Below are 22,375 nucleotides of genomic sequence, written 5' to 3' on the forward strand. Positions count from 1 at the left end.
AGGCGCGTCCCGGCTCTCGCCCGCTACGACTCGAGCAACCCGATCCGGCGGCTGTGCGCGTACACCGCGGCCTGGATGCGGTCCCGGACGCCGAGCTTGGTGAGCACATGGGACACATGGGTTTTGACAGTCTGTTCGCCGATACCGAGGGCCTGCCCGATCTCAGGATTCGTGTACCCCTTCGCGATGCACCGGAGGACCTGATGCTCACGTGGAGTGAGGGTTTCGACTTCCGGAGTGGCCGGGAACGGTTCGATTCCGGCGGACAAACGGGTGATCAACTGCCTGGTCAGTGTCGGGTCGATGAGGACGGTGCCGTGCACCGCGGTGCGGACGGCGGCGAGCAGATCGTGGACTCGCCCGGATCGGGCGAGAAACCCGCTCGCACCGAGATGTAATGCGCGGTAGAGGTTCTCGTCGGTGTGCGCGGTAGACAGGGCCAGAATTCTGGTGCCGTCGGCATCGATCGGCCCGGCGTCGTCGAGTCCGGGCAGGTCGAGGTCGACGAGGGCCACGGCTGGTCGCAGGCGTCGAATCTCCCGAACGGCGGCGGGCCCGTCACCGACCTCGGCGACGCAGGTCATATCCGGTTGGCCCGCGATCGCCGCCCGCATGCCCATCCGGAAGAACGTCTGACCGTCGGCCAGCAACACCGAGATCGTGTGCTGCCGAACCGGATCAGCGCCGTTCGCCGCACGACCGGGTCGTGGGGCGCCGGGCTGCTGGTCCACCGCGCTGCTGGTCGAGCGTGTGTCCGCGTGCGCGGTCGCCACCGACAGTGTCATCGCGGTGATCGCGAGAACGAGCGAGGACACCACACGCAGCAGCGGATGGGTCGAGGGATTCGGAGCCATGGTTTCAGACCGTAGGCTCATCGGCCGCCGGTGCCCAGCGTCCGGCGCGTGTTCATCGCAGAAACCCCTCGTAGTTTCGGGTCAGCACTTGGCTTTCGAGCTGTTTGACCGTGTCCAGCGCGACGCTCACCATGATCAATGCGGATGTGCCGCCGAAGGCCAGGGCCGACGCGGATCCGGCAGCGCCGAAATCCAGAACCAGGTTCGGCAGCACGACAACGGCACCGAGGTAGCACGATCCGGGCAGGGTGATCCGGTTCAGGATGTAACTCACATGGTCGGCCGTCGGTTTGCCGGGCCGATAGCCGGGGATGAACCCGCCGAACTTCTTCATCTCCGCGGCGCGCTCTTCCGGGTTCACGGTGATCGCCACGTAGAAGTAGGAGAAGAAAACGATCAGGACGAAATAGCCGGTCAGGTGCACCGGATGATTCGGATTCGCCAGATACGTCTGGACGAACTCCTGGACGGCACCCGAGTTGCCCTGTGTTATCTGAACGAGCAGGTTCGGCAGGAAAAGCAGCGACGAGGCGAAGATGACCGGGATGACGCCGGCCTGATTGACTTTGAGCGGCAAGTACGTCGAGGAACCGCCGTACATTTTGCGTCCCACCACCCGCTTGGCGTACTGGACCGGAATCCGGCGCTGGCCCTGCTCGATGAAGACCACGCCGACGATCATCGCGGCTATCGCCAGGCAGACGCCGGTGAAGACCATCCCGCCCCGGCTTTCCAGAATCGATCTCCCCTGACCGGGAAGCTGTGCGGCGATGGCCGCGAGGATGAGCAGCGACATCCCGTTGCCGATACCGCGCTCGGTGATCAGCTCGCCGAACCACATCACCAGGGCCGCGCCCGCGGTCATGACGAGCACCGTGGTAACCATCGCGAAGAGCGAACTCTCGACGAAGATGTCCTCGGGACATCCGCTCAGCAGTTGTCCCCGGGCGGCCAGCGCCACCAACGTCGACGCTTGCAGCACCGCCAACGCCATCGCCAGGTACCGGGTGTACTGCGTGATCGTGGCTTGGCCGGACTGCCCTTCCCGCCGTAAGTCCTCGAACCGCGGGATCACCACAGTCAGCAACTGCGTGATGATGCTTGCCGTGATGTAGGGCATGATCCCCACGGCGAACACCGACAGTTCGAGCATCGAGCCGCCGGACAAGAGATTGACCAGCTGGTAGATACCCCCGGATTCGCCGCCTGTCTTCAACTCGACGCAACTGCGCACCGCCGCGAAATCCACACCGGGTGAGGGCAGCTTCGCGCCCAGCCGAAACAGGCCCAGCAGTCCGAGCGTCCACAGCACCTTCCGGCGCAGTTCCGGGGTTCGGGCAGCCGACATGAGGGCGGAAAGCACACAAGCTCCTGAGGGAGAGCGCAGCCGAGTTGATCCACCAGGAGTCAGCGGAATCGGCCTGCACGGGCCTTCGACGGTAGGGAAACCCGGTGCCCGCCCACGTCGCCCGCGAGACCGATTTCCCGCTCCCCCGATCGGGGGAGCAGGAGCCCCTGCCGGCGGCGTCGGGCTACGTGGCCAGGTAGCGCAGCAGCACCGCGTGCTCGAAGTGCCGCGTCTCGGCCAGCCGCAGCGCGACGCGTTTGTCCAGCGAGGGGAAAAACGGTGTGCCGCCGCCGAGTACCACGGGCAGCAGGAACATCTGGTACTCGTCGATGAGCCCGTGTGGCATCAGCGAGGCCGCGAGGCCGGCGCCACCGACCTCCATGACGCCGTCACCTCCGGCCTTGAGGCGGCGGACCTCATCCACCGCGTTCTCACTGACCAGCGTGCTGTTCCAATGCACCTCGGTCAGCGTGCGGGAGAAGACGACCTTCGGCTTCGTCGTCCAGAGCTCGCTGAATTCTCGCTCGATGGGCGGCGCGTCCGCGGGCACGTGCGGCCAGTATTCGGCCATCAGCTCGTACAAGCGGCGGCCGTGCAGCGAGACCTCGACCTGGCGATACCTGTCGTTGTGGAACTGGTGCAGCTCGTCGTCCGGGTCGGTCCAGTCGATACCGGCGTCCCGGTCGTTGATGTAGCCGTCGAGGGACACGCTGAGCCCGTAGATCAGTTTCCTCATGGTTGGTAGACCCCCTCAGCACCCGAAATTCACCGGTGAACTCTGCTCGGTCTGGTGGACGCAGGCAGGGTGATTGGCCATAGTGTGTCAGGCACGAGGGTATCCAGCTCAATTATTCTCGTTCAGTTCGTGTTTCGTTCGCGTCAGGAGTCACTATTGGCCAGCTCGCGCCTACCCAGCCCGCCGACTACCGTGCCCTGGGCAGTCGGTCCGTCCTCCGTGCAGGGGCCGCGGTTCCCGATGTATTCCGACGAATTCGCCGCCGATCCGCACGGCGCCTACCGCGAATTGCGCCGTACCTTCGGTCCTCTGGCGCCGGTGGAGCTGGCGCCGGGGGTGCCGGCGACGCTGGTGCTCGGCTATCACGAAGCGGTGCGCATCCTGAACGACCCGGAGCATTTCCCGGCTGATCCGCGCGCCTGGCAGGACACGATCCCGGACGACTGCCCGGTGAAGCCGATGATGATGTGGTATCCGAATGTGTTGCGCAACAGCGGCGTTACGCACCTGCGCTACCGGCAGGCCAACGTCAGCGCCATCGAAGGCGTCGACCTGCACACGCTGCACGCCATCGTCGAACGCGACGCCATCCCGCTGATCAACACCTTCTGCGAAAGCGGCGAGGCGGATCTGGTGACGCAGTATGCCTTTCCGCTGGTCTTCGCCGGGCTCAACCAAATGCTGGGCTGCCCAGCGGATATCGGGCAGCGGGTGGCGACGGGCATGGCCATGCTGTTCGATTCGGTCGACGACAACGCCGTGCGCGGCATGACCATGCTCAGCGCCGCACTGATGGACCTGATCGCGCTCAAGCGGCGCGAACCCGGCGACGATATGGTCACCCGCCTGCTGCACCACGAAGCCGCACTCGACGACACCGAGCTGCTTTACAACATCATCAGCATCTACGGCGCCGGCATCGAACCGCAGCAGAATCTCATCATCAATACGCTCCGGTTGATCCTGACCGATGACCGGTTCGCCGGTGACGTGCTCGGTGGCAGTCTGTCCACCCGGGACGCTCTGGACGAGGTGCTGTTCAACGACCCGCCGATGGCGAATTTCGCCATCTCCTATCCGCGCCAGCCGATTTCCGTGGGCAATGTGTGGCTGCCCGCCAACCAGCCGGTCATGATCAGCTTCGCCGGCTGCAACAACGACCCCGCGATCGGCGGCGGCGAACGCATCGGCAATCGGTCGCATCTGGCGTGGAGCATCGGGCCGCACGCCTGCCCCGCCAGATCGGTGGCCTCGCTGGTGGCGCAGGAGGCTGTCGATCAGTTGCTGGATGCGCTGCCCGAGTTGCGTTTGGCCGTTCCAGCGGATGAACTATCTTGGCGCCCTGGGCCTTTCCATCGGGCGCTGGCGTCGCTGCCCGTGGTCTTTCCGGCGAGCCCGCCATTGAATGTGATGTAGGGAGAACTACTGTGAGCCTTCAACCTCTTGCGCTGGATCTGACGGGCATCGACATTCAAGGCGAGAACGAGCGCATCCGCGCGCGCGGGCCGGTGGCCCTGGTGGAATTGATGGGCGTGCCCGCCTGGTCGGTGACCGACGCGGCGCTGCTCAAGCGGCTGCTCGCCGACCCCAGAGTGTCGAAAGACGCGTCCCAGCACTGGGGTTCGTTCATCAACGGCGAAATCACCGCGGACTGGCCCCTTTTCGCCTGGGTGGCGGTGGACAATATGTTCACCGCTTACGGGGCCGATCACCGCCGGCTGCGCAAACTGGTCTCCCCCGCCTTCACGCATCGGCGCACCGCGGCGCTGCGCCCGCGCATCGAAGCGCTGGTGACGTCGCTGCTCGACGACATCGCGAAGACCCCGGCGGGTGAAAGCGTCGACCTGCGCGAAACTTTCGCCTATCCGGTACCGATCCAGGTGATCTGCGAACTGATGGGCGTGCCCGAGGAGATGGAGCCGGCCCTGCGCACCTGCGTCGCCCGCTTCTTCGACACCGAGATCACTCCCGAGGCCGCCCAGGCCAACTATGTCGAAATGTTCGGCCTGGTGGGCGAACTCGTCGCCCTGCGGCGCGACAACCCGGGCGACGACATGACCAGCGTGCTGATCTCCACTCGCGACGAGGACGGCGAACGGCTGACCGAGAAGGAGCTGGTCGACACCCTGATGCTGGTCATCAACGCCGGCCACGAAACCACCGTCAACCTCCTCGACCAGGCCATCTACAACCTGCTCACGCACCCGGAACAACTCGCCGCCGTGCGCGAAGGCCGCGCCGGCTGGGACGATGTCATCGAGGAAACCCTGCGTTACGAATCACCGGTCGCCCACCTGCCGCTCCGCTACGCCGTCGACGACATCGAGATCGACGGCATCCGCATCGCCAAGGGCGACGCGATCCTCGCCTCCTATGCCGCCGCGGGCCGCGACCCCGAGTTGCACGGCACCACGGCGGCGACCTTCGATATCACGCGAATCAAGAAGGACCACTTGGCCTTCGGTCACGGCGCGCACCACTGCATCGGCGCTCCCCTGGCCCGGCTCGAGGCCGCCATCGCGCTCCCGGCCCTGTTCGAACGATTCCCTGCCCTGCGCTTCGCCGTCGACCCGGCGGAGGTGCCGCCGGTGATCGGCTTCATCTCCAACGGCCACCGGGAACTCCCGGTGTATGTGAGTTCGTAAGGGGCCGGGGGGAGATAGTCTGCGGCGCATGGAGTTCTCTGTGCAGCTGGCCGATGAAACCGTCGTGCGATACCACGACAAGGACACGTTCTCGATCGAGCAAGGTTCGCTCAAAGTGATCAAAGGCGATGGCGGGGTGGAGATCTACTCGCCGACGTTCTGGCGGAAGATCGACCAGCCGGTCGCCCCCGAACCGGTGGTCGAGTCCGTCCACTTGCCCGCGTAGCGAAAGAATCAGTCCCGCAGGCTGTTCCGCGCGGGATCGGGTTCGCTCGCGCGACTGAGTTGCTCGGCCACCTCGGGCAGATCGACAGCGATGCGCCGGTCCATCGCGCGTGCCATCAGCTCGTCGACGACCTGGTGCACCGCCGGGCGCAATTCGGTCAGGGCCGCACCGAGGTCGTGCACGTGGGTCGGGGAAGGGTAGCGCAGCACCGGCCCGAGCAGGTGCGTGCGGAATTCCTGCATGAACGCGAACGCCATCCGGTCGAAGGCGGCTTCGAGCTCCCAGCTCAACGCGAGCAGCGAGCGCAAGGGGTAACCGGCGGCGACGAATGTGGTGGCGCTGTCGAGCAGGCTCTGGCTGGCGTAGTAGAAGTCGGCACCGTCGACGCGCAGATACCCCAGCGCCACCGCCTCTGCCACGTTCTGCTCGGTGACCTGGTCACCGAAGCGCGCCAGCAGTTGCTCGAGCTCGACCCGGATCTCCTGGCCGCCCCACGAGGTCGCCGCGATCGACTCGAAACCCAGCAATTCCGAGACCCCTCCGCCGGATTCGGCGCTGGTGATCAGGTCGGCGATGCCTTCGAGGCTGTGCCCGCGCGCCAGCAGATCGGCGATCAAGGTCAGCCGCTCGAGGTGGCTGTTGTCGTAGATGGCGTGGCGGCCGCGCCGCTCCGGCGCGGCCAGCAGACCCCGTTCCTGGTAGTAGCGCACCGTACGCACCGGCACCGCCGCCGCCTCGGCCAGCTCCGCGACGCGATACTCGCGCTTCTGCTCTGCCATCCTGCACCACCCGTCGCTCCACGAACAACCCGATCCTACCCACTGTCTCAGTAGATGGTGGACGGATGGCATTGGACCGCAGCGCTTCTCGGGGTCGGATCAGTGTGGAAGAGAACCCTTGGCAACGAGCACTACAACGATTACAGTTCCCGCTGTAATCGTTAGCGGCGTCGCTAGTCGGCGAGCGGGGTGGGTGCGCTACGCGCCGCACAGGAGGTCGAAGTCGATGCCGACGAGCAGCACCCGTGCGCAGGAACTGCATATCGCCGGAGTTCCCGCGGTCGTGCACCTGCGCCGGAATCCCCGCCTTTCCCAGCAGCTGTTGACCCACGTCGCGGGCCCTGACGCAGCACCCGGTACGCGAATGGCCTGCGGGGTGGCGTGGGACGAGGCCGTCGAGGTGGTCGGCGGCTGCGTGAATCTGATCGCCGCCGCACTGCAAGGCCGGCCGCCCGCCAAGGTTCCGGCCGCGCTGGACACGCGAATCGGTGACTGGGCCGCCGAGGGCGTGGAACTCGAAGCCGTGCATCAACTGACCCACGCCGGGTTCCGGTTCGCGCTCGACGTGCTCGCCCGGCGCGCTACCAGCGCCGACCGCACGGCGCTGACCGCCGTGGAACAGCGCGTGGGAGCGGTCCAGGAAACCGTGGTAACCAGTTTCGCCAGCGCGTACCTGCGCCAAATCCGCGCCGAGGCAGCGAGTCCCGCCGCGGCGGCGGAAGCGCTGGCCACGGCTTTGATCACCGGAGCACCGGCACCGGTGCGGGGAGCCGGAGGAGGTGCGCACGGCGACGAGGAATACGCGGTCCTCGCGCTCGCCCACGGGCATCGACGTGACGACGACACCGGTCGCACCGAATTGGGCACTCGTCGCTGGCTGCGGCGGCTGCGCGCCGAACTGGCGGCCCGGCCCGGCGGGTCGCTGCCCGCGCTGCTGGACGACGGCGGCGGGATAGTCCTGATTCCACGTCCGGACGAGCACGCGCCCGCTGAACTGTTCGGCCGCTTGCAGATCGCGACACAAACGCCCTTGCGGGCCGCGCTCGTCCACGCCCGCACCGGCCAGGTGCCCGAAGCCGCCCGCGCGGCCGAGGAACTGCTCGATCTCGCCGAACGGCTGCACCGGCCCGCGGGCCTGTATCGAATGCGGGATCTGGTGCTGGAGTATCAGATAACCCGGCCGGGTCCGGGACGGGCGCGACTGGCCTCGATCCTGAAGCCCCTGCGCGACCATCCCGAATTGATCGAAACACTGGTGACCTACCTGCGCTTCGACCGCAATCGCCAACTCGCCGCCCGCGCCCAGCACGTGCACCCCAACACCGTCGACTACCGCCTGCGCCGCATCGAGACCTACACCGGCATGGACCCGAGCCACATTCGCGGCCTCTGGTATCTGCAAGCGGCGCTGGTGGCCGAGGCGCACGAAACCGGTGCGCGGCAACCCATGTCATCGATCTTTTCCCCCGGGCCCGCCGACCGGCGGACAGAATCAGCCGCCGAATCGGCATAGCGAATAGGCTTGCGCTTCGTCCCGTGCACGACCACTTTCTGCGGCACCACCCGACAACCTCGCGAGATAGCGCATCCGCAGACAGTGCTAGGCGAGCGCGATGCCCGCGATAGCCGCGGCGGACAGGGCCAAGCCGAGGGCTTGCGTGCGATTGATGTGTTCCTTCAGCACGGTTCGGCCCAGAACCACCGGGATAACCGGGTAGAGCGCCGCGAGCACGACGGCGACCGCGAGCAATTGCTGCCAGGTGGCCCAGGTGTAGAGCGCGATGGCCAGCGTGCCGAGCATGCCGGTGCCGAGCGTCGCGGCCAGCAGCCGCGGCGGCATGCGCAACGGCGCGTTCGCGGCCAGCGGCGCGATCGCCACCACCGAGGCCAGCCGGCTGGCGACCAGCGGCCAGAGCCCGGCTGCTTCACCGACCCGGGCCAGCGCGATGAATTGCACGGCGAACCCGACCCCGGCCAGCAGTCCATAGCGGACGCCGTCGAAGCGTTCGACGCCGTCCTCGTCGCGGGCCCGCGACACCAGCCAGAGGGCGGGCAGGGCGGCGGCGATACCCAGCCAGCCGACCGCGGCGGGGCGTTCACCCAGCAGCAGCACGCCGAACAGCACCGGAAGTGCCAGCGCGCCAACATCACTGAGCGGAACCACCACGCTCACCCGGCCTGTGCCCACCCCACGGTAGAGGAAGGTGACGCCCAGCCCGGTGCCGATCCCGGAAAGCGCACCCCACGCCAGCGCCGCAGCCGTCACCGAGTCCGCCGTGACCAGCGGCGCCGCCGCGAGAATCAGCAGGCACCCGCCGATCTGGGCATAGAAGGCGACGGCGGTCGCGTCAGCACGCCGTGCCAGCAGCGCGCTCAGGAAATGTGTCACACCGAAGCACACCGCTGACGCCAGCGCGAGCATCTCACCCATGCCCGGCCCCCGCACCGACCGGGCACGCCGCACCCGCCGCGATACAGACCGCCCGGTCGCAGAGCCGGCAGATCCGATCCGGCTCGGCACCTCCGGCACGCACCGCACGCAAGATCGATTCGAGCAATTCGGCCAGCTTCGCCAACTCCGCCGGAGCTACCTCCCCGAGCGCGCCCTCGAGCGCGGCGGCCCGCGCCGCGAGCAACCGTCCGGCCGCCGCCGCCCCCTCCGGCGTGAGACAGACTCCCACCATCCGCCCGGAGCCGCCGCGTCGGCGCACCAGCCCTCGCTCGGCGAGCAGGTCCACCATGCGCGCCGCCGCCGACTGCGTCACCCCGACCCGCCGCCCCAACTCGGTCACCCCGATCCCGTCACTGTCCGCGAGCACCACCAGCGCCGCCCCCGCGGTCGCATTCACCCCACCTGCCGCTATCGCCGCGCGCACGATCGCATCGGTCACGGCTAGCGACGCCGCCCCCAGCAGATTCGCCACTCTTTCATGCATGACTCATGCATGCCCGGCGACTCGGGGTCGAAACGTCACGCCCGGATACCCCTGCACGCCTCCGGCATTGGTGGCGGGCTTATCTGCCGGCGAGAGGAATCTGCTCGCGGGAGAGAGCGGGGGCAACCCACGTGGTGAGGTAAGCGCGGAGGCGTTCGCCGTGCCGCGGTGGACGACCCGGATCGATGACGAACGACTGGACGATTCGGAGCATGTGCTCGACCAGTTCGTCGAGACCGGTGTCGGTGAGTCCGGCAGCGGCCCAGTCGATGTCGAACCGTTGCAAGATCGAGCGACCCAAAGCCAGTGCTATATCTGAGGTGACATCCGCCGAAGCGGCGTTCGTGCTGTTCGGACCGAGGAGCAGGCCGAGGTATTTGTCTTCGGGTATCCGCTCGAGGGTGTAGGCGATTCCTTCGACGACGGCCGCTGCCGGATCGCGGATATGACCCAGGTGTTCGGCGAGGACATCGAGGAAAGCGCCGGTCTCGGCGATCGCGGTGGCGGTCAGCAGCGCTTCGGCGTTCGGGAAGTAGCGATACACCGTCTGGCGAGTGATGCCCAGATCCCGGGCGACCTCGGCGATGGTGAATTCCGCACCGGAGCGCTCGATTACCGCCTTGGCGGCGGCCAGGATGCGCGCGATCGCCTCGGTGTCGTCGGCCGGCTTCGCACCCGACCACCCGTGAGTTCGCATCGCCCTCCTGTCCGCACGCCCTCGCCGCACGAACATACCTCCGCTCCCCCGGGCAAGGCTCACCCGACAGCTCGATCGACGTCGACTCCCACCTCGACGCGCTGGGACCTGAACTGGCACAACTGATTGCACGGCGAAAGTGTCATCGGAGCGAACACTGTGGCCAACACATCAGTCCACGATGCCTTCGGACACCATCACTGGCTAGATCCGCGGATCGCGCTCGTCGAGTGGGCGGTACCCAGGGGGCACCGCCCACTCGACGGCGAAAGCGAAGACTCGGTCAGTTGCGGAAGGCGTCTTTGACCTTCTCGCCCGCGTCCTTGAGGTTGGACTTGATCTGATCGCCCTTGCCCTCGTTCTTCAGGTCTTGGTCGTCAGTGGCCTCGCCGAACTTTTCCTTCGCCTTGCCGGCGAGGTCGTCGGCCTTGTTCTGGGCCTTGTCAGCTGTGCTCATTGTCTAACCCCTTTCGTCGGGTCCGACCGACCATGCCTTGTTCAAGCCGGTCGAGTGGCGGGTAACCCGCCTGCGCCGCGGCAAACAAGTGTGGTGCCGGAAGCCGGACCGCCGCTGCTGCCGAATGGTGACCGCGACCACGTTGTCTTATGGTGATCGCATGGCCATGTTGCCGCCGCGGCAAAATCCTGCCCTTTCGATCGGGAATTACCCTGCCTGGACATTGCTCGGGCCCGGGCTCGCCACGGTGGTCGGCCTGGCGATGTGGACCGGTGTCTACCGAATCGACGGGTCGTCTCCGATTCAAGTCGAGTTCGGAATGTCGGGTCCGGTGTTTTTCTTGATCGGGTTCGTCGCCTACCTGATCGCCGCCGCGCTCGCTTTCTCGCTGGGATACCTGCTGGGCGGGCGCGCGCTGACCGCGGTGAGCATCAGCGCCGCGGGCGTCATGCTCCTCGGTGTGGTGCTGGTGGTGCTGGGTGGCGGCTCCGGAATACTGCTGGTAGGACGCGTGCTCGGCGGACTCGGTGCCGGCGCGGCGGCCGGAGTGACCACAGCGTTGGTGCGTTCGTTGCGGAGTCGGCGGGATCTCGCGGCCGTCGCCGCAGCAGCCGGGATCGTGGCCTTGGTGATCGCCCCGATCATCAATCAACTGATCTCTGACGCGTTCAGCTTCCGCCTCGCGTATCTGACCGCCACGCCGCTCCTGGTCGCCGCGTTGCTCGCAAGTGTGATCAGCGGAATCGCGCTCGCGGCATCGAATCGGCCGGGCCCGAACAGCGCTCCCTATCCCCCGCCGGGCTTTCACCCCTGAACGACCGCAACATTTGATTTCGCGGATTACGCCGTAACGAACGCAACCCACAGCAATGCCGTGCTGACTAGCAACACAGGCGTAGTGATCCGGGCAATTCGCGCCCGATGATGAGCAGCGAAGACGAACGGCACCGATATTGCCAGCACGAGCGCGGAGGGCACAGACAGCACGGCCCCGCCGATCAGCCCATATCCATGGGGGTCGAAAGCGGGATCGGTCACGATTCGAAATGCGAGTACGAGATAGACACAACGCAACCAGACCAACCCGGCGACCACAGCCGAAACTCCGGCCACCAGGGTCACCAACCACGAGAGTTCGGCTGGTCTCGGGTGTCCGTTCACCGTATTCGCCCCGCGATCGTTCCGGCGAGCTCGATCGCCGGACCACAGACGTCCTGACCCGCGACCGGCGATTCGGGGATGTACTCCACCTGGAAGAGCCCGCCGGAGGCGACCTGAACCCAGATCATGCAGTTACGCTGGCTTTCTCGGTGCCGATCGACCAGGAAGGCGGCCCGTCCCGCGATCTGCAAGGTCCGGAAATTCGCTTCCTCGCGTTTGATCTCTTCGAGACTTCCGAACCGCTCCCACGGGTTCGGCGCGAAAACCATTCGCGCGCCGCCCGTTTCGGCTCCGGGCGTCCGCCAGCGACAGTAGCTGGGCTTGGAGTTCAACGCCGGTTCTCCGGAGCCCGTGATCCCGAAACGGGTGAGGTCATCGGGTCCGAGCATCGTGCACGGATGGTTGACGAGCTCGGCCAACGTCCACGGCGGTGTCGCCGCCGGCGGCGTATCGGAGCCGAGCACCGTCGGCCGCGGTGCAGTCGTCGGGGTCCCGGAAATCTGGCAACCGGTACCGGCGACAAGCACCGCCCCCAGCACCACCCCACAGAACTTACGAACCCGGCTACGGACATTCTGCTGCATAGGTCATCCCTCCCTTCGACAATCGAACCACAGGTAGCTGGAACCCGCAGCCGCTGCTGGTGGGGGGTGGATCAAACGCTCCCCATCCGCGCCCGATTGGTCAACGAATACACCCGGGACTACGGATTCGGCCTACCCGACTCCTAGTCGATCCAGCGGCCTTCGATCACATTCGCCAACGATCGCACACGGGAGACATCGTGAAGACCACAAAATTGCCGATCAATGCGATAGGCGGCCGATACGTCCGTTCCGCCCTGGTCATCATCGCACTGCTGCCATTCTGGATCGCCGGTGGAACGGCAGACGCGACGGCCAAGGGATTTCCTTCGCCCGGAACAACATTCCTGATCCAGGCCGAGATCACCAAAGGCGGAACCCGCTGCGCCACACAGTCCGACGGCAAATCGGCAATCAAGTTCACCGGCTGCGACAAGACGGACAAGAACCAGCAGTGGTTCCAGCGCGAGGTGGACGGCGACGGCTACGGAATGGTTTACAGCGCGGCAGGAGTCTGCATAGACGAGAACGCGAAAGCCAAGTCGGCGGACAAGTGTGCGAAAAGCGCGAAACCCGAGCGTCTCATGTGGAAGCAAGACTCTGATGGCACGGTGCGGAACAACAACGAGAAGACCGCCTATTGGTCGGCGCGTGGAACCGGCGAGGACGCCGGGCTCACACTGACACCGAGGAGCGGTGGCGCAACGGAATTCACGGTAGTCCTGGTCTAGCTGGAACTGGCACGAGTAAACGCTGGATGCCTGGGGCCCTGACCGCACAACCGCGGACCTTGTGGCGTCAGGCTTTGATGTTCTTGGGGTGGTTGGCGTTGAATCGCGCCTTCTTCTGACGATTCCCGCACGTGTTCATGTCACACCATTTGCGGGTGCGACTTTGGCTGGTGTCGAAGAAGGCGGCGCGGCAGGTCGGCGATGCGCACAGGGCCAATTTTCCGTCTCTTTCGCCTGCGATGATGCTGATCGCGTCGGCAGCGATTACGCCTAGGGCGTCCTCTACGCAAGAACCCGAGCTGAGTTGCCATCGACGGTTGCGGTCGGGCGTCAGCACAGCCGCGGCCCGACCCTGCATGCTGCGGTCATTGATGACTCGAACCGCGGACGCGGGCAGCGCCTCCCGCAGCGCGGCCGCCGTCGCGGCGAGGTGAATCGCTTCTCGCAGTTCCCGAGCGAGTTCGAGCTGGGCGGTCGTGCAGGAATCGACGGCAAGGCCGCTCACTGTCAGCCAGTCGACGAGTCGCTGCGGCGTGGGAATGCGCTCGAGCGAGTCGCCCTGACGCTCCGTGAGAGTCGCCGTAAAGCTGGTCGCGAGCACGCTACCGAGACGAAAGTCCGGGAACTCGGCAGGCATGGAACCACCTTAGCAGGTTGCGCCGCAGCAAAATCGCGTGCTAGAACCATCTTAGCCGGTTCTCGAAACGGCGTAGCCGGCCCCCCGACGGCCAGGAGGTCTCATGCCCTGCCCCACCAGCGACGTGCAAGCATTCGAAATCCACGCGAGCGACGCCGACCTCGATGATCTGCGCGCACGATTGGCCGCGGCGCGGCTACCGGAAGCCGAGACCGTCTCTCGCGCGGGACCTCGCCGATGGGACCAGGGTGTTCCGCTCGCCGACCTCACCGAAGTCGTGGACTACTGGCGGACCGAATACGACTGGCGGCCGTTCGAAGCGCGACTGAACCGAATGGGCCAGTTCCGCACCACAATCGACGATCTCGGCATCCACTTCCTGCACCGCCGCTCCGCGCGCGCGGATGCCACTCCCCTGATCTTGACGCACGGCTGGCCGGACAGCATTGTTCGATTCATCGATGTGGTCGACGAACTGGCCGAGCCGGAAGATCCAGGGACACCGGCGTTCCACGTCGTGGTTCCCTCGCTGCCGGGCTTCGGCTACAGCGACAAGCCCGCCACCACCGGATGGGGAACCGAAAAGATCGCGGCCGCATGGGTGGAGCTGATGGGAAGGCTCGGCTACGGCGAGTTCGCCGCGCACGGCGGCGACTGGGGCGGCAATATCACCACCGTCCTCGGCGGCAGGTTCCCGGCGCACGTTCTCGGCATCCATACCACCTTCGCGGAAGCCCCACCCGGATTGTCCACGGACGGACTGACTACGACCGAGCGTGCATGGATCGAGGAAACTCGCCATTTCTGGCACCACCGCGCGGCATACGCGAAGCAGCAGGCGACTCGACCGCAGACCATCGGCTACTCGCTCGTCGATTCACCGGTCGGACTTCTGGCCTGGATCCTCGACAAGTTCGCTGAATGGACAGATACCGAAGACAGCCCGTTCGAAACGATTTCCCGCGACCGCGTTCTGGACGACGTCACCCTGTATTGGCTGACGCGAACCGGCGCATCGGCAGCCCGCATCTACTACGAAAGCCACAACTCACTCGACCCCGAACTTCGCGTCGACGTCCCGTCAGCACTGACCATGTATCCCCGCGACGTCGAGAAGTGTCCGCGCCCCTGGGCCCAGGAGCGTTATCGACAGATCGTCCGGTGGAATACCCCCGAATTCGGCGGGCATTTCCCGTCTCTGGAAGCGCCGGAATACTTCATCGAAGACCTGCGAGCAGGCCTCGCGGCAGTGCTGGCCGCCAATCAGTGAACACCAGGACCGAGGCGCTACCTGCCGCGATGGCCGCGATGGCCGCGGCCAGGCAACCGGGGCCGACGAGCAGACACGAACCGAGTCCGAGCACAGCGCCCACGGCGGCACCAGCTGCCAGTCCGGCCAGTCCGCCGATGCCAGGGTTACGGAGGAGATCGGCGGACAATTCGTTCATCGCGAGCTGGTTTTCGATCGGCGAGGCCACTGGACGCAACGCCGTCCGGTCGAGACCGGTGGTGTCCGGCGTAAGAGTCAGGGTGCGGCCGTCGGCGGAGATCTCTTGCTGCAGGGCCAGCGGTTGTCCGTCCAAGGAATACGCCAGCGGCAGTGTGTCGATGACCGCACCGGCGGTGTTGCGGACGGCGACCGAGTCACCACCGTCCTCGAAGGCGAAGGTCCCGTGGTCCAAGGTCGTGACCACGAAATGATCGGCCACCGCGGCGCGATAGGACACCGCAGGCGAAGGCAGGTTCGGGTCTGCGTGCGCGGTGATCGTTTTCGGCATGATGCTGATGGCCGCGAGTGCGGCCAGGAAGGTGGATCGGCTGAGTTTCATCGGTACTTCCTCGTCGAAAGCGGCTGCGTGGCAGCTGTTCACGCGTTAGTGTCCGCGAGTTCGCGGACCGCGGCAGCGAGTGGTTTCCAAGCGTGTTCAGGCAGGTCGTGCCCCACTCGGGAAAGCAGGAGCAGCCGGGCGCCGGGGATCTGGGACGCGATGACGTGCGCGGCGTTGGTTTTGATCAGCGGGTCGTCTTCGCCGTGCACGACGAGGGTCGGCCGAGTGATCTCGGTGATCGCTGGCCCGCTCCATTGGGCCCCGATCTGCCGGCTCTGTGCCTCCTGATCGTGAATCCCGCTGTCCGGGTTCGCTTCCAGTCGTGTGCGCACCATCGCCTCGTCGAATTCGTGCCGGGGTGAGGCGAGGAGCTTCGCCACCGTGACGCCCGCCTCGATCGCGCCCGCCGGAGTGTCGGGGAATTTGACCCGGGCGAATTTCGCGAGCGTGCCCAGCCGGATGTAGCGGAGTGTGCGCAGTCCGATGACATCCCCCGGCACGGCATCGACCGAGGTGAGCGTGCGTACACGGGTGGGGTGCCGGAGGGCCACCCGCTGGACGACCGCGCCGCCCAGGGAGACGCCGAGCAGATGTGCCGAACCCCAGCCCAGTTCGTCGAGCACCGCCGCGGCGTCGTCCGCCATGTCTTCGGCGGTGTAGGCCGCGCCGCGCCGCGCCAGCAGCGCCGTGATCGGGTTCCGTACAGCTGTCGGTGGCAGATGGGTCGATTCACCGCCGTCGCGCTGGTCGTATCGCGCTACCGCGAAACCGTATTCGGCCAATTGCGCACAGAACCCGTCGGGCAGCCAATGCCGGTTCGCGCCCAACCCGGTCGCGACGAGCAGTGGGTCTCCGCCTGCGCCTGGCATGAACTCGTCGAACGCGAGGCGTACCGCCCCGTTGTGCGCCCATCGTCGCGGTCCCCATGGTGCGTCGCGTGACATTTCGAACCTCCTAAACTGTGATCGGTGAACGCAGTTTAGGATAGGGCACAACAGGCATCGGCGATAGAGGGGGTACGGCAAGTGACGAAGTCCGGGAAGGCCACCCCGACCGTGTGGGAACGCACCGAAGGGAGGCGAGGGCCCGCCCCGTCGCACAGTCGGGACGACCTCACCGCCGCCGCGATCGAACTGGCCGACCAGGGCGGGCTGGCCGCCGTCTCCACCCGGCGGATCGCCCAGAAACTCGGCGTGAGCCAGTCGGCGCTGTACCGCTACGTGTCGGGCCGTGACGACGTGCTCGACCTCATGGTCGATTTCGTCGCCGGAAAGATCGATCTGGCCGTACCGCCGAGCGGCGCGGTGATCGATGACCTCACCGCCCTGGCGGTCCGCGCCAAGGCCATCCATGTCGGCTACCCGTGGTTACTCGACATCCCCGTCGAGCCGTTACGGGTCGGACCGCACGGAATCGCCTACCTCGAGTACGCACTGCGGGCCATGGCGAACGTCGATGTGCCGGGACCGATGAAACTGCAGGCAATCGCGGTACTGAACGCTCTGGTCCAACAGTTCGCCCGCGCCGAACTCGGTGACCGGAGCGCAGATCGGTCGCGTCGCATCGCCCAGGCGGCCTATCTCCACAAGACCGCCCACCAAGGGGACCATCGGTTCCTCGCGGCAGCGCTCGAGGTGTCGGAGCGCGGCGCGGAGGCGCCGGGTGCGATGTTCGAACTCATGCTGCGACGAGTGCTCGAGGGTTTGCTGAAACCGGACTGAATGCGCCTCCCCGCCTTCCGGATGCCGCATCCGCTCCGCCGGAACGGGCCTGTGCCACTTGCCGATTCAGTGTGGCGAAGCGGCAAGCGGGAAATCTAGCAGCGCTAGACAAGCTAGCCACCGGATGCTATCTTTGCTCCAGTTTCTAGCGCTGCTAGATTTTGGAGAGGGAAGCCGAAAATGCTCATTGTCACCGGCCAAATCATCGCCGTCCTCGCGGTTCTCGCCAACGCGGTCATCTATGGCACCGATGTCTGCGGGGCCGTGATCACCCGGTCCGTCTACCGCAGGCTCGACGACGCGACCGTGACGATGAGTGCGGGATGGGGTCACTACTACGGCGACAAGCGCATGCCGGTTTTCGGTGCGGGCGGTGTGGTCGCCGCGGTGCTCACGCTGCTGATCGCGCTGTTCGCCGGGCAGACGGGCGCCGCTGTCGCGGCGGGCATCTCGGTGGCGGCACTGCTCACGTGGCTCGCCTTCTATGTCCACGTCGCCAAGCCGATCAATACCCAGCAGACCGCCGCCGCACAGAGCGGCATCATTCCCGCCGATGCCCGTGCGCTGCAAGACAAGTGGGACAGCATTCTGAAGTACCGGGTCACCCTGCAGGCCATCGCCGTCGCCGGACTGTGCGCCGCGCTGATCCTGTTCTGATCTCGAGCGAACCAACGCACATCGCATTCACCGAGGAGTATTCGACATGATTTTCACCAGCAACGAACAGCAGTTTCTCGCGCAGGCCGGGCTCGGCCGGCTGGCCACGGTGTCACCGGACGGCGTAGTGCAGAACAATCCGACCAGTTATCGGGTGAACGCCGATGGCACGATCGACATCGGGGGCATGCGGATGCGCGCTACTCGGAAGTACCGCAATGTCGAGGCGGGCAGCCGCGTGTCGTTCGTCATCGACCAGCAGGTTTCGTTGGATCCCTACGTGATTCGCGGCATCGAGATCCGCGGCACGGCCGAGGCGCTGGACGACGAGGAACCACCGTTTCCGCCCCAGGAACGCGCCGTCATCCGAATTCGCCCTGAGCGGGTCATCTCCTGGGGTATCGACGGCGGGTCCTTCGACTTCACCAGCCGGGTCGTCGAGTAGCAAAAGGCTTGTCCGACAGCAGGTCTCGGGGCGAGGTGCCGGATCCTAGCGGGCACCTCGCCTCAGCGTTCGAGCGGACGAAGTCCGATCATCGTGTGGGCACTGCCGTAGGTGTAGCGCCCCTTCCCGTGTACGGCGAGCCGACTCGGTTCGGTGAAAACGTCGGGGTCGGTGTCCACGGCGAGAAACGGAATGTCCCACGCGATAGCGCCGGTCCGGGCCTCGACCGCCCAGAGTCCAGTGGAGTCGGAAAAGATGACCCTGTCTCCGTCCCAGCCCTGGATCGTGCCGGAACGGGTGGCCTCGGACCGCCATAGCCGATGTCCGGTACGCAGGTCCAGGCCGGTTTCGGTGCGCGCGTGGGTGTCTCGCAGTAGGGCGACGTCGCCGAGAACGGCCACCGCGGTGCCGGTCGTGGCATTGACGTTGTATTCGTTGGTCTCCCCGGCCGCGGCGATCAGGTCGGGACTGCTCCAGATCCGGTTACCGGTACGCCGGTCATGGGCGCTGTCGCCGAGCAGGACCGGAATCGTGTCGTCGGTCGGAAGGTCGATTGAAAGGCTCTGCGCGACTTCGCTGTCGGTGGTGGCGATGACGCGGCCCGTGCGGTCCAGGATGGTGCTGCCGGTGATTTTGTGGCCCCGGCAATCGATCAGGGTGCGCACGACCAACGCGCCGCTGGTCGCGCCAGCGTCGGAACATCCGTCCTGCGTGGCGCTCCAGGTCGACCGCCCGGTGGCGAGATCGAAACCGGCGAGGTCGATGCCGAGGCTGAAGACGCCCTGCCCATGGGAGACATCCAAGGAGTCGTACGGCAGGTCCTCCCACGCGGTCCCCATACTGAACGCCTTGGACCAGTAGGCGTCCGGATCGGCGAGCGTTCCGGCATGAACACGCACGTCATCGGATTCCACGTCGCCCTCGGCGACAAACACGCGATCATCGAGTGTCGCGATCGCGAAGGGATACCAATCCGTCGGCGTGCGCGTCACTTTCCCGGTCTCGACGTCGTAACCGACCAGCGCTCGGTCGGAGGTGAAACATACGACCCGGCCGTCGACGGGAAGCGGCCCGCAACCGCTCAGGTCCGCGGCCGGGGCCTGCCAGCGCTGGGCACCAGTGCCCGCGTCGATGCCTACCAGCACCGGGTCCCGCAGGTACATGTCGTCGTCCGGCACACCGACCACCGTCACCAGCGTGTCACCGGCCTCGACGAATCCAGCTCCGCCGGAATCGAATTCGGTGCCCGCCCGGGGATCGCGGAATTCCGCGTTCGCTCGTCCGTATCCGGCGACGCTGACCGACCACGCGAGCCCCGGCGCGGAATCCGCGGTGCCGGTGATCTTGCGCGTGCTGTCTTCGGGCTGCAGGTGCACGACAACCGCACCGGCAGTGGTGATTACGGCCGCCGTGGCGGCGAGCACGAGATTCCGGAGCCCGGGGATCGTTGTCACCGCGACACCTCGAGTCCCGGATTCAAAGCGATTTCCTCCAGTAGCGCGAATGTCGCGGTCTCGGTCGGGTTTCCGCTGGAGCTGGCCCGGACCTGCGTCCCGGATGGCCGGGTGACTGTGACGCTGCGGGTCGTTCCCGGCGAGGACGACGGTTCCATCGACGTGGTCGTCCATTCGCTGGTCGCGACTATCGTCCCGTCCGGCAGCCGACGCGACACCGTACCGTCGTTCGATGCGGTATCGGGCTCCTGTGGGAGAGGCTGGCCGGTGCTGATCGTGACCCCCAACTGCGATTGGCGACCGGGTGTGGTTACTCGAACCATCTGGCACACCCCACCCGTGCTCGCTGGTAGTAGCGCCCCGAGCGGCCGGTCCAGGGTCAAGCCGTCAAGAGGCATCTGGGCCAGCACCGCATTCCATTTACGGGCCTGGGCCTGATCGATCGCGGCGGAAGATTCCGAGGCGCCGTAACAGGATTCGGGTGGGTTCGGTGTTCCGGGCGGCACCGGCGCGGTGACGCGCAGCCCGGGGGCGGTGACTAGTGCGACGAGGTCGTCGATGGTCAAGGGGACGGCTCGGGTACGGCCGCTTCCGTCGCGGGCGTCGTCGGTGGCGCTCGCGTGCGCGACGGATCCGTCCGGAAGGTAGGCGGTAGCGGTGCGCGAAAGAGTACGGACCCCATTCGTCTCGTGCCAGGTGTCATCGGTGTCGACGATCGTGCCGTCCGGGAGGTGTCGCCGTTCGTCGAGATCGCCTGCGACACAGGGTGGTATCGGCGTAGTGGACATCCGCACGGTCACCGTCAGCCCGCCCGCTCCATCGCCGCGCAGCAGCGTGGCCTGTGCGTTGGTCCAACCGCCGAATTCCTTGTGCTCGGTGGAATCGCCGGGAATCGGCTGGAATATCAGCGACCGTTGCACCGACGCGAAGGCGATCTCGACACCCGCGGGCAGCGCTTCCTGGAGCGCTTGCGTCATCGCGCCGGCTTTGGGACCGGAGAACCACGGATAGGACGGATTGTCGTATTCGGGAGTGCCCAAGTATGCCATCCCGAAAAATCGCGGTTGCTGTGGCGGTTCGACGACATCGCACCCCGGGATCTGTACCGGAAACGTAACCGGCGGAGTGACATAGGAATATTCGGCCGGTGCCGGCGGCTCCGAAGTGGTGGGTGTGACCGGTGTGGTCGTCAACTCCGGCTCCGGCTCATGCAGCAGCCCGGCGACGAGAAAGGCGGTCGCGACAACCGCTACGCAGGTCAAGCCCACCGTCCAGCGGGTGACCGCGGGCGACGGCTCGGTCACTTCTCTCTCGTCGTCGTTCTCCATATATCGCATTCTGTCTGCCCCGCTTGATCGACCGCCACCTGCGCCTGTTCGTAAGTTGCCGTTCGCCGGTAGCGGGGCGGGCCGCCGACTAGGCTTTGCCACGTGTCAGGCTGTCGTCCGATCCGGAGCGAAATCGTATGCGGGCCGTAGTATATGACCGCTACGGCGGCCCCGAGGTGCTCTCTGTCGCGGACATCCCGATACCTTCGCCAGGACCCGAACAGGTACTCGTTCAAGTACATTCGACGTCGATCAATCTCTCCGACTGGGAGACACTGCTGGGCACACCGCTGTATTCGCGCCTCGGCGGGCTCCGGACACCGAAACGCCGAGTTCTCGGATCCGACATCGCCGGGCGCGTCGAAGCCGTCGGCTCCCGAGTCACTCTGTTCGCGCCGGGTGACGAGGTCTACGGCGACAATCTCATGCTCAAGGGCGGATTCGCCGAATATGCCGTGGTTCCCGAAAAAGCATTGGCACGCAAACCGGAGTCGCTGAGCTTCACCGAGGCGTCGACCCTGCCGCAGGCGGCAGCGATCGCACTCCAGGGCACAGCCGGCGTCACAACAGGTATGTCGGTCTTGATCAACGGAGCAGGCGGTGGATCCGGCGCGTTCGCGATCCAGTTGGCCAAGCGTGCCGGAGCCCACGTGACCGGCGTGGACAACGCCGCCAAACTGGCTTTCATGCGCACCCTCGGTGCCGACGAGGTAATGGACTACCGCGCAACGGATTTCACCCGAACCGGACCATACGACCGCATACTCGACCTCGTCGCCCACCGCTCGGTCTTCGCCTATCGCAGGGCGGTCGCGCGCGGCGGCCGCTATCGCTGCGTCGGCGGCACCACCCGCGCGTTGCTGCGAATGACGACCATCGGCGTCATCGCCGGCATCGCCACCGGCCGCAGCCTCGGTGTTCTCGCGGTGCGGGAGGGACCCGCCCACTTCACGCCCCTAGCGGAGGCTTGTGCCGCGGGACAAATCGGTATCCATATCGATCGCGTGTGCCCGCTCGAGGAAACCGCGGAGGCGCTCGCCCACGTCGGCGCGGGTCGCGCCCTGGGCAAAGTGGTGGTCGAGATCCGCTGACCTCCGCTGCTGCAGACCCCGGTTGTCCCTATAGCTAATGGTGCAAATTGTGATTCTCC

Annotated in this window: 26 protein-coding genes; 11 read left to right on the plus strand and 15 right to left on the minus strand. The window is 66.2% G+C overall.

Features of this window, described 5'->3' with window-relative positions; genetic code table 11:
• Window positions 1-23: 23 nt before the first annotated feature.
• The 3 genes from BJ987_RS30220 to BJ987_RS30230 form a co-directional block, all read right to left on the minus strand.
• Entirely contained in the window at window positions 24-854 is an 831-nt protein-coding gene (locus tag BJ987_RS30220) for a LuxR C-terminal-related transcriptional regulator (protein ID WP_209896480.1), read from the minus strand.
• A 52-nt stretch (window positions 855-906) separates the two neighbouring features.
• The gene (secY, locus tag BJ987_RS30225) at window positions 907-2,217 is read right to left on the minus strand and encodes a preprotein translocase subunit SecY (protein ID WP_209896481.1); all 1,311 of its coding nucleotides are present in this window, start codon (window positions 2,215-2,217) and stop codon (window positions 907-909) included.
• 169 nt (window positions 2,218-2,386) lie between these two features.
• Complete coding sequence (locus tag BJ987_RS30230; protein ID WP_209896482.1) at window positions 2,387-2,938, minus strand: dihydrofolate reductase family protein; 552 nt, start codon at window positions 2,936-2,938, stop codon at window positions 2,387-2,389.
• A gap of 240 nt (window positions 2,939-3,178) precedes the next feature.
• Between BJ987_RS30230 and BJ987_RS30235 the strand changes: the two genes are divergently transcribed.
• The 3 genes from BJ987_RS30235 to BJ987_RS30245 are packed head-to-tail and all read left to right on the plus strand — an operon-like array spanning window position 3,179 to window position 5,809.
• A complete protein-coding gene (locus BJ987_RS30235; RefSeq protein WP_443677978.1) occupies window positions 3,179-4,354 on the plus strand; it encodes a cytochrome P450 in 1,176 nt (391 codons plus the stop codon).
• Window positions 4,355-4,365: 11 nt separating this feature from the next.
• On the plus strand, window positions 4,366-5,583 hold the full coding sequence (locus tag BJ987_RS30240) for a cytochrome P450 family protein (protein ID WP_209896484.1): 1,218 nt from the start codon (window positions 4,366-4,368) through the stop codon (window positions 5,581-5,583).
• A 28-nt stretch (window positions 5,584-5,611) separates the two neighbouring features.
• Entirely contained in the window at window positions 5,612-5,809 is a 198-nt protein-coding gene (locus tag BJ987_RS30245) for a hypothetical protein (RefSeq protein ID WP_209896485.1), read from the plus strand.
• Window positions 5,810-5,817: 8 nt separating this feature from the next.
• Here BJ987_RS30245 and BJ987_RS30250 read toward each other — a convergent pair whose 3' ends face one another.
• A complete protein-coding gene (locus BJ987_RS30250) occupies window positions 5,818-6,588 on the minus strand; it encodes a MerR family transcriptional regulator (RefSeq protein ID WP_209896486.1) in 771 nt (256 codons plus the stop codon).
• Window positions 6,589-6,814: 226 nt separating this feature from the next.
• Between BJ987_RS30250 and BJ987_RS30255 the strand changes: the two genes are divergently transcribed.
• Complete coding sequence (locus tag BJ987_RS30255; protein ID WP_209896487.1) at window positions 6,815-8,101, plus strand: PucR family transcriptional regulator; 1,287 nt, start codon at window positions 6,815-6,817, stop codon at window positions 8,099-8,101.
• An 87-nt stretch (window positions 8,102-8,188) separates the two neighbouring features.
• Here the strand turns inward: BJ987_RS30255 and BJ987_RS30260 are convergent, their stop codons facing one another.
• From BJ987_RS30260 to BJ987_RS30275, 4 genes are all read right to left on the minus strand, one after another.
• Window positions 8,189-9,019, minus strand: coding sequence for an EamA family transporter (locus BJ987_RS30260; protein ID WP_209896488.1), 831 nt, complete (start codon window positions 9,017-9,019; stop codon window positions 8,189-8,191).
• A complete protein-coding gene (locus BJ987_RS30265; RefSeq protein ID WP_209896489.1) occupies window positions 9,012-9,524 on the minus strand; it encodes a MarR family winged helix-turn-helix transcriptional regulator in 513 nt (170 codons plus the stop codon). The genes BJ987_RS30260 and BJ987_RS30265 overlap by 8 nt, the downstream gene beginning before the upstream one ends.
• Window positions 9,525-9,603: 79 nt before the next feature.
• Window positions 9,604-10,221, minus strand: a complete 618-nt coding sequence (locus BJ987_RS30270; protein ID WP_209896490.1) for a TetR/AcrR family transcriptional regulator — start codon at window positions 10,219-10,221, stop codon at window positions 9,604-9,606.
• A 283-nt stretch (window positions 10,222-10,504) separates the two neighbouring features.
• On the minus strand, window positions 10,505-10,678 hold the full coding sequence (locus BJ987_RS30275; protein ID WP_209896491.1) for a CsbD family protein: 174 nt from the start codon (window positions 10,676-10,678) through the stop codon (window positions 10,505-10,507).
• A 160-nt stretch (window positions 10,679-10,838) separates the two neighbouring features.
• Between BJ987_RS30275 and BJ987_RS30280 the strand changes: the two genes are divergently transcribed.
• Window positions 10,839-11,492 carry a hypothetical protein gene (locus tag BJ987_RS30280; RefSeq protein ID WP_209896492.1) on the plus strand — a complete coding sequence of 218 codons (654 nt, stop codon included), beginning with the start codon at window positions 10,839-10,841 and terminating at the stop codon, window positions 11,490-11,492.
• A gap of 26 nt (window positions 11,493-11,518) precedes the next feature.
• On the opposite strand, the gene BJ987_RS30285 is transcribed toward BJ987_RS30280, so the two are convergent.
• Together BJ987_RS30285 and BJ987_RS30290 are read right to left on the minus strand one after the other, a co-directional pair.
• Window positions 11,519-11,800 carry a hypothetical protein gene (locus BJ987_RS30285; RefSeq protein ID WP_209896493.1) on the minus strand — a complete coding sequence of 94 codons (282 nt, stop codon included), beginning with the start codon at window positions 11,798-11,800 and terminating at the stop codon, window positions 11,519-11,521.
• Window positions 11,801-11,835: 35 nt separating this feature from the next.
• Window positions 11,836-12,423 (minus strand): DUF3558 domain-containing protein, encoded by a 588-nt coding sequence (locus BJ987_RS30290; RefSeq protein ID WP_209896494.1) that lies wholly within the window; start codon window positions 12,421-12,423, stop codon window positions 11,836-11,838.
• A gap of 200 nt (window positions 12,424-12,623) precedes the next feature.
• On the opposite strand from BJ987_RS30290, the gene BJ987_RS30295 reads away from it, so the two are divergent.
• Window positions 12,624-13,154 (plus strand): hypothetical protein, encoded by a 531-nt coding sequence (locus tag BJ987_RS30295; protein ID WP_209896495.1) that lies wholly within the window; start codon window positions 12,624-12,626, stop codon window positions 13,152-13,154.
• Window positions 13,155-13,221: 67 nt separating this feature from the next.
• On the opposite strand, the gene BJ987_RS30300 is transcribed toward BJ987_RS30295, so the two are convergent.
• Window positions 13,222-13,791, minus strand: coding sequence for a CGNR zinc finger domain-containing protein (locus BJ987_RS30300; RefSeq protein ID WP_209896496.1), 570 nt, complete (start codon window positions 13,789-13,791; stop codon window positions 13,222-13,224).
• A 103-nt stretch (window positions 13,792-13,894) separates the two neighbouring features.
• Here BJ987_RS30300 and BJ987_RS30305 point away from each other — a divergent pair, with 103 nt between their 5' ends.
• A complete protein-coding gene (locus BJ987_RS30305; RefSeq protein ID WP_209896497.1) occupies window positions 13,895-15,061 on the plus strand; it encodes an epoxide hydrolase family protein in 1,167 nt (388 codons plus the stop codon).
• Here BJ987_RS30305 and BJ987_RS30310 read toward each other — a convergent pair.
• A complete protein-coding gene (locus BJ987_RS30310) occupies window positions 15,009-15,620 on the minus strand; it encodes a DUF8020 domain-containing protein (protein WP_209896498.1) in 612 nt (203 codons plus the stop codon). The genes BJ987_RS30305 and BJ987_RS30310 overlap by 53 nt on opposite strands.
• A 38-nt stretch (window positions 15,621-15,658) precedes the next feature.
• The gene (locus BJ987_RS30315; RefSeq protein ID WP_209896499.1) at window positions 15,659-16,564 is read right to left on the minus strand and encodes an alpha/beta fold hydrolase; all 906 of its coding nucleotides are present in this window, start codon (window positions 16,562-16,564) and stop codon (window positions 15,659-15,661) included.
• Window positions 16,565-16,645: 81 nt separating this feature from the next.
• On the opposite strand from BJ987_RS30315, the gene BJ987_RS30320 reads away from it, so the two are divergent.
• The 3 genes from BJ987_RS30320 to BJ987_RS30330 all read left to right on the plus strand — a co-directional run bounded on the left by BJ987_RS30320 (window position 16,646) and on the right by BJ987_RS30330 (window position 18,443).
• Window positions 16,646-17,341 (plus strand): TetR/AcrR family transcriptional regulator, encoded by a 696-nt coding sequence (locus BJ987_RS30320; RefSeq protein WP_209896500.1) that lies wholly within the window; start codon window positions 16,646-16,648, stop codon window positions 17,339-17,341.
• A 180-nt stretch (window positions 17,342-17,521) separates the two neighbouring features.
• Window positions 17,522-17,998 (plus strand): DUF1772 domain-containing protein, encoded by a 477-nt coding sequence (locus BJ987_RS30325; protein WP_209896501.1) that lies wholly within the window; start codon window positions 17,522-17,524, stop codon window positions 17,996-17,998.
• A gap of 46 nt (window positions 17,999-18,044) precedes the next feature.
• Window positions 18,045-18,443 (plus strand): PPOX class F420-dependent oxidoreductase, encoded by a 399-nt coding sequence (locus tag BJ987_RS30330; protein WP_209896502.1) that lies wholly within the window; start codon window positions 18,045-18,047, stop codon window positions 18,441-18,443.
• 62 nt (window positions 18,444-18,505) lie between these two features.
• Here the strand turns inward: BJ987_RS30330 and BJ987_RS30335 are convergent, their stop codons facing one another.
• Entirely contained in the window at window positions 18,506-19,897 is a 1,392-nt protein-coding gene (locus BJ987_RS30335; protein ID WP_209896503.1) for an outer membrane protein assembly factor BamB family protein, read from the minus strand.
• Window positions 19,894-21,225: a hypothetical protein gene (locus BJ987_RS30340; RefSeq protein WP_209896504.1), complete on the minus strand. Its 1,332-nt coding sequence runs from the start codon at window positions 21,223-21,225 to the stop codon at window positions 19,894-19,896. The genes BJ987_RS30335 and BJ987_RS30340 overlap by 4 nt, the downstream gene beginning before the upstream one ends.
• Window positions 21,226-21,362: 137 nt before the next feature.
• Between BJ987_RS30340 and BJ987_RS30345 the strand changes: the two genes are divergently transcribed.
• On the plus strand, window positions 21,363-22,316 hold the full coding sequence (locus BJ987_RS30345) for an NAD(P)-dependent alcohol dehydrogenase (protein ID WP_209896505.1): 954 nt from the start codon (window positions 21,363-21,365) through the stop codon (window positions 22,314-22,316).
• The last annotated feature ends 59 nt before the right edge of the window (window positions 22,317-22,375 follow it).

Source organism: Nocardia goodfellowii (assembly GCF_017875645.1).
Classification (GTDB): domain Bacteria; phylum Actinomycetota; class Actinomycetes; order Mycobacteriales; family Mycobacteriaceae; genus Nocardia; species Nocardia goodfellowii.